Origin of the sequence: Streptomyces neyagawaensis (assembly GCF_023516595.1) — a bacterium.
In the GTDB taxonomy this organism is placed as follows: Bacteria; Actinomycetota; Actinomycetes; order Streptomycetales; family Streptomycetaceae; genus Streptomyces; species Streptomyces neyagawaensis.
Map to the genome: position 1 here is coordinate 86,968 of NZ_JAMGBG010000119.1, position 6,387 is coordinate 93,354.

Genomic DNA, 6,387 nt, shown 5'->3' on the forward strand with positions numbered 1-6,387 from the left:
CTGGGACGGCGTCCCTGTGGTAGGAGTGTGGGGGCGCCGTCCCAGCACGGGGCGGAGTTACAAGCCGGTGGGCGGGGGCGGCGGAGTACCGGTTCCAGCCGTAGTCGTGGAGCCCGGGGCCGGCGGGGTGCCCTGCGGCGCAGGGGCGGGGGCGGCGGCCGGGGGTGAGGACATGAAGCCGTTGCCGCCAGACGATCCCCCACCGGACTGAGGTCCGGGGCTGCCCCCGAGATGGCCGCTGGTGTCGTCCCGCGGACTGGTCGGAGGAGGCTGAACTGCCTTCTCCACACCGCCCTTGATCCCGTCGTCTCCGGACGACGGGGCGTTCGAACCGCCACCGTCCTTGCCGGTGTCCGACGTGGAGTTGGTGGCGATGTCGCCGGGGAAGCCGCCCGCGTCCGGGCCCTGGGGAGCGGCGCTCGCTCCAGCTGCGGCACCGCCGGTTCCGGCGGTCGCGACCGCAGCGGCGGCCTTACGCCCGGCGCGTTCGGCATGCTGGCGGGCGAGCTGCGCGCCCGCTCCGCCAGAGCGGTGCAGTGTCTCGCCGTCGGAGCCCTCGGAAGCGGCCCAGTGCACGAACTTGAACGTCGCGTACGGGCACAGCAGGACGAGCGCCATGATGACGATGCCGGCCATGACGTCGGCGAGGGCGGCGACGCCGTCCTTGGCCTCGGTCTTGCCCATCGCCGAGATGCCGAGGACGAAGATCACGGTCATCAGGAGCTTGGAGACGACGAGGGTCGCGGTGGCTTCGATCCAGCCCTTGCGCCAGCGCCGGGCGACCTCCCAGCCGCCGCCAGCCCCGGCGAAGACGGCGAGGGTGACCATGACGAGGATGCCGACCTTGCGGACCATCATCACGCACCAGTAGAGGAAGGCGCCCAGGGCGGCGCCGATCCCGGCGAAGACGGCAACGAGCCAGCCCATGGCGGACAGGCCCGGGATCAGGGCGACCTTGATCAGGCGGCGTACGGCGGAATCGATGGACAGGTTCGCCGTTTTGAACAGCCCGGCGGACAAGGCGTCGACCACTTCGATGGCGACGGTGGTGAAGGCGATCGCGGTGAAGGCGAACAGCACGCCGGTGGCGGTGCCGGTGAATGCCTGGGTGAGCGCATGGCCGTCGCGGCGGATCGCGGCACGTACGAGCTGGGCGCAGAACGTGGCGACGAGGACGATCAGCCCGATGGGCAGGATCATCTTGTAGTTGTCGCGGAACCAGGCGGCGTTCAGGTCGACCTTGGTCGTGGTGTCGACCGCCTCGGCAGCCAGGTCGGCTGCGGCGGCGGCGAGTTCGCCCGCGCTCTTGGCCATCCAGTTGCCGATCGCCGCGCCCGGGTCGGAGGCGAAGTCGACCGCTTCGCCGACGGCACACAGGGTGTCGGTCAGGGGGAGGTCGCAGAAACCCACAGGGAGTCAGCCCTCCTTTCTCAGGTGCTTGGGGCGGTCAGGGCACGACGCGGGGGGCGAGGGAGACCAGGGAGCAGTCGGTGTTCGGGCGGCACTGCACGGCAAGGGTGATGGAGCGGCCCTCGGCGCCGGCGCCACCCTTCGTCCAGGTGATCTGCTGCTTGCCGGTGACTGTGACGGCGTAGATGTACGCCTCGGTGATCGCCGACGGATCGTCCGCCAGAGCCTGCTTGAACGCGGATGGGTAATGCGCCTCATCCACGGTGGCGGTGGCGTACTGGTCCTGATCGGCCATCCGCGACCACAGCACTGGATCCGGCACCTGGGCGGCGATCGACGTCCAGTCGGCGTACTTGGACTCCGCCGTCAGCCACGCCTTCATCGCCGCGAGCTGCTGAGCGCGGCTGGTGCTGCGGGTATCGTACGACCACAGCATCGCCGCGGCGGCCTCGGCGAAGGCCACGGGGTCGGCCGACGACGGGGGCCTGGCCACCGTTCCGGCACCGGCTGACGCCGTCGGGCGGGCGGACGCGGAGGCAGTAGTGCCCGTTCCGGAGGGAGCGCCCGACCGGCTGTTGCTGTTTCCTGTGCCGCCCGTGAGCAGGGCGACGGCGGCGGCGAGGGCGAGCAGGACGGCGAGACAGATCACGATGACCGTGATGCGCCGCCGGGTCGACCAGCCCACGCCGTAGCCGGACAGGGAAGGGAATCGGTTCGGCATCAGTGGACCTGGGATCCCAGCGCCGAGAAGAAGGCGACGACGCCGTTGGCGGCGCCGAGGCCGAGGGCGGCTCCGGCCGAAACGACGGCGCCCTTCTTGCCGTTGGCCTCGGCCTGGTGGCCGCCGGTGTGATGGCCCCAGGCCCACACACCGAGTGAGACGGCGAGCGCTCCGACTACGGCGACGATCGCGAACATGTTGATGCTGTTGACGACGTTCTTCAGCACGGCGAGGCCGGGCAGGCCACCGCCCGAGGGCGTGATGCCGGGGTCGTAGGCCAGGTAGTGCACGGTGTCGAGCAGGTGCAAAGGAAGGCTCCTTGCGCGCGCCGAGCCGACGCGCGGGAATCAAAGAAGAAGGGAGGGGATGTGGTGGCTGAGGAGTTGCGGGCGGACAGCCGCGCGGGACCCGACGGGCCAGTCGGCGCGCACGAAGGGCCCGCGAGGGCACAGCAGCGTTCGTGCCGAGACTGGGGCGCACCAGCGACGTCGTGCGGGTTCGCGTCCGTTCCCGTGTTGAACTGCGGGGCGGTTCCGGGCGTCTTCCGCTCCTGGGGGAGCCCGACCCGGACAGCGCCGGGTTAGATGACGCGGCGGGCGGCGAGGATGACCCAGTCCGCCAGCGGGTTGATCCGAACGGGCTTTCCGGTGCGGGGGGCTTCGATCGCGAGGCCCGAGCCGATGTACATGCCGACGTGTTCGGGGCGGGCGGCGCTGCCGCGGGAGAAGATCAGGTCACCGGGCTTGAGTGCCTTGGGAGACACGGCCTTGCCCTCGTTGATCTGGGTGTACGTGGTGCGGGTCAGCGTGATGCCGATGTGCGCGTACGCCTGCTGGGTCAGCGAGCTGCAGTCGCAGCGGCCCATCGGATCCGGGCCGTGCGGCGCCGTGCACGTACCGCCCCACTGGTACATCGTGCCGAGCTGCGCCATCGCCCACGCGATCGCCTTGCGGACCTTCGGGTCGGCGTCCTTGGGGATCGAGTAGCCCTTCGGCACGGCGCCCTCCGGGATGGTGCCGTAACCGGGGCCGTCTTCGGTGGCCGTACAAGACGTGGTACTGGAGGCGGTCTCCGTCTCCGTCGCGTTCTGGTCAGCGTCGGGGAAGGTGGCGGCGATTGCCTTTTGGAGGGCGGTCGCGAGGGGCTCCCACTGGGCGTAGGCGTCAGGGTAGGCCGATCGTTGAACTGCTTGCGCGGCCTGGGTGACGGTCAGCTGCTGCCAACCCTCCACGGCGAGCAGCGCCTTGTAGAACCGTTCGCTCGCGTAGACGGGATCGCGGATCTGCTCGGCAGTGCCCCAGCCCTGGCTCGGACGCTGCTGGAACAACCCCAGCGAGTCCCGGTCACCCGAATTGAGGTTGCGCAGCCGCGATTCCTGCATGGCAGTGGCCAGCGCGATGACCTGGCCCTTCTTCGGGACGTCGAGGCTGATCCCGGTGGCCACGATGGTCTGGGCGTGGGGAATCTGTTCCTCGGGCAGGGACAGGCCCTCGATGTGCACGTCCTTGGCGGACGCGCCGTTGAGGATTTTGGTGACCTGCTCGACGACTGCGTCGCTGTCGACGTCGTCCACGCAACCGAGGGGGGAGTAAGTGGTCTGGGCGGCCTGGCTGGAGGAGGCCATCAGCATGGCTGTGCCGGCGAGGAGAAAGGGGGAGAGGACGACGACGCCGATGCCGGCGGCTATGCCCTTCAAGCGGCGGCGCCTCCGGAGCGATGGTTGCGGTCCGGGGACCGGTTTTCGGGCAGGGGAGAGTGCAGAGCTGTCACAAGGGGTTCCTTCGAAAAAAAGAGATGGGGCCACCGGCGGTGTTCGCCGGGCAGTTCCACAACAGTAAGGGCGAATCCCCGGTTGCCGAAATCGCGGGCGATCAGAGACCGATTTTCCGGGACGGGGAGACGGGCGATGCGTCTCAACCGGGGATCGTGCCTTACAGTTTTGGTCCCTCCCCTCGCCCCTCCATTTGTAGGTCTGCGGTGCCGTCCTGCCCGCATTCGGCCTGCCTGGGGTACGTCCGCGAGCCGGAGTTCACTCCCTGCATCTCACCCGACTCGAATTGGGGCACCTCTTTGCCTTTTTCCCTGCATCACGGAGACGCACTCAGCGTTCTCGCCGACCTGCCGGACAACTGCGTCGACTCCGTCATCACCGACCCGCCCTACAACTCGGGTGGCCGGACCGCGAAGGAACGTACGTCCCGCAGCGCCAAGCAGAAGTACACCTCCGCCGATGCCGGCCACGGACTCGCCGACTTCACCGGCGAGAACATGGATCAGCGGTCGTACGGATTCTGGCTGACGCAGATCATGACCGAAGCCCACCGCCTGGCACGTCCCGGTGGGACGGCGCTGCTGTTCACCGACTGGCGGCAGCTGCCGATCACCACGGACGCGGTCCAGGCTGCCGGATGGCTGTGGCGTGGAGTGCTGGCCTGGCACAAGCCGCAGGCCAGGCCCCAGAAGGGCCGCTTCACACAGAACTGCGAGTTCGTCGTCTGGGCCTCCAAGGGGGCCATCGATGCCGCTCGCAATCCGGTCTACCTGCCTGGCCTCTACAGCGCGTCGCAGCCGTCGGGCAAGAACCGGCAGCACATCACGCAGAAGCCGGTCGAGGTGATGCGCGAGCTCGTCAAGATCTGCCCCGAACAGGGCACGGTGCTCGACTTCTGTGCCGGCTCCGGCTCGACGGGCGTCGCCGCCCTTCTGGAAGGCCGTGACTTCATCGGCGTCGAGAAGACCGAACACTACGCGACGATCGCCGCCGACCGGCTCAACGAGACTCTGCAACGGACCCTGAACCAGGACGATTTCGTCCTGTCCTCCTGACCTGTACGGACTCGCTGCCGCAGCCGGAAGTAAAGTCTCGGATTCCTTCCTCGGCGCTGCGTGTACGCGTTATAGCACCGGACTCCCGGTTAGCGAAACCGGGGATTATCGCGATGGTTGTAGCCGTCATATCGACCCATTGGAAGTGGTTTCAAGGAGGACCCTTTCGTGCCTGAGTCCATAAATTCTCCGGACGATGGGGAAATGGAACCGGTCCGGTTGCCGGATGCGGAACTGGAAAGCATCGAGGCCGGCGTACGCAGGCTGCTGGCGCAGTCGGCGGAGCAGGCCAAGCAGCTCGACAGCCTGTCCACTGAACCCGGACCACGCGCGTTCGGAGGCTTCGACTTTCCGGGGTTCGCCGGCCTGCCGGTGCCGTCCGCCCCGTCAGAGCCGCGTCCGATCCTGGAACTGGACGGCGAGGAGTACGAGGACGAACTCGACTCGCTCTCCGACTGGGTGGACGACTTCCTGATGCCCATCTACGGCGCGGAGGTCACCACCGCCACCCCGTGGTGCCAGCAGTGGCAGGAACACGAGGACGTCGTCGCCTGGCTCCATGCCCTGTGGCTGTCCTACCAGCAACACAAGGACCCCGATGCGGGTATGGCGGGTCTGTTCGTGTGGCACCGCGACTTCCTCACCCACGCCATGACCGCCGTCCGCGCTCCGGGCGGGCCGCTGTCGGCGTGCATGACCGACCAGGACCGGCCTGCCCACCGGCTGCTGCCCGGCCCCCAACCCTCCGGGCGCTCGACAGGTTCCCGCAGCGCAGGGCCGGAGTCGGCCGACGATCCGGGCCGGACCGACGCATGAGCGGCCCCGACGCCCGGCCGGCCTTCGGCCTGTCCTTCGACCCGCGCGCGCTGAGCGACCTGCTCCAGGCCCCCGGCGACATCCGCGACCTGGCCCTCGGCCAGCTCCAGAAGGTCGTCAACGCGCAGCTGTTCGGCGGCAAACTGACCGAGGAACTCGCTGGATACCGCAAGCTCTACGTCGATCACCGCAACGCCTGGCGCATCGTCTACGCTCAGCGCCCGGCTCCGCCCGGCGCGGACCACCGCACCGAGATCCACGTCGTCGCCGTACGCCCGCGCATCCAAAACGATGTCTACGAGACCGCCCGAAACCGCCTTGGCATCGCCCGGCGTCCGACCAGCGCGCGGTCGCACGCCGCCCGCGCCCGCTCACCGCAGCTGGACACCCAACGGCCGCCGGTTCCCAAGCCGAGCCCGCCGCCGTACGTGAGGCCCGGTCTTCCGCCCTCCGCACCCACGCCCCTGAAAGGCCCTGCCCGTTGACCCGTCCGCCCTTCATATTCGACCGCGTCGCGGAGGTGCTGGCCGTCGAGCCCCCGCTCGCCAACCCACATCACCTGATGATTCTGGACATAGCCCGGGACTGCCAGGACCTCGACGAGGAACTCGACG

At 68.9% G+C, this 6,387-nt stretch carries 7 protein-coding genes; 3 read left to right on the forward strand and 4 right to left on the reverse strand.

The genetic code is table 11. The annotated features are described in order from the left end of the window. Positions 1-57: 57 nt before the first annotated feature. The 4 genes from M8J73_RS35145 to M8J73_RS35160 all read right to left on the reverse strand — a co-directional run bounded on the left by M8J73_RS35145 (position 58) and on the right by M8J73_RS35160 (position 3,827). Positions 58-1,410 carry an SCO6881 family protein gene (locus M8J73_RS35145; protein WP_249829510.1) on the reverse strand — a complete coding sequence of 451 codons (1,353 nt, stop codon included), beginning with the start codon at positions 1,408-1,410 and terminating at the stop codon, positions 58-60. 37 nt (positions 1,411-1,447) lie between these two features. Then, on the reverse strand, positions 1,448-2,131 hold the full coding sequence (locus M8J73_RS35150; protein ID WP_055539170.1) for a hypothetical protein: 684 nt from the start codon (positions 2,129-2,131) through the stop codon (positions 1,448-1,450). Continuing rightward, positions 2,131-2,439 carry a DUF6112 family protein gene (locus tag M8J73_RS35155; protein WP_055539169.1) on the reverse strand — a complete coding sequence of 103 codons (309 nt, stop codon included), beginning with the start codon at positions 2,437-2,439 and terminating at the stop codon, positions 2,131-2,133. Before M8J73_RS35155 ends, M8J73_RS35150 begins: the two co-directional genes overlap by 1 nt. Before the next feature lie 272 nt (positions 2,440-2,711). Continuing rightward, positions 2,712-3,827, reverse strand: a complete 1,116-nt coding sequence (locus M8J73_RS35160; protein WP_055539168.1) for a C40 family peptidase — start codon at positions 3,825-3,827, stop codon at positions 2,712-2,714. Positions 3,828-4,201: 374 nt separating this feature from the next. Between M8J73_RS35160 and M8J73_RS35165 the strand changes: the two genes are divergently transcribed. The 3 genes from M8J73_RS35165 (at position 4,202) to M8J73_RS35175 (ending at position 6,258) form a co-directional block, all read left to right on the forward strand. Then, complete coding sequence (locus M8J73_RS35165) at positions 4,202-4,957, forward strand: DNA-methyltransferase (RefSeq protein ID WP_055539167.1); 756 nt, start codon at positions 4,202-4,204, stop codon at positions 4,955-4,957. A 204-nt stretch (positions 4,958-5,161) separates the two neighbouring features. Beyond that, positions 5,162-5,773, forward strand: a complete 612-nt coding sequence (locus M8J73_RS35170; RefSeq protein ID WP_055539166.1) for a DUF4913 domain-containing protein — start codon at positions 5,162-5,164, stop codon at positions 5,771-5,773. After that, entirely contained in the window at positions 5,770-6,258 is a 489-nt protein-coding gene (locus tag M8J73_RS35175; protein WP_055539165.1) for a hypothetical protein, read from the forward strand. Before M8J73_RS35170 ends, M8J73_RS35175 begins: the two co-directional genes overlap by 4 nt. Positions 6,259-6,387 lie beyond the last annotated feature (129 nt).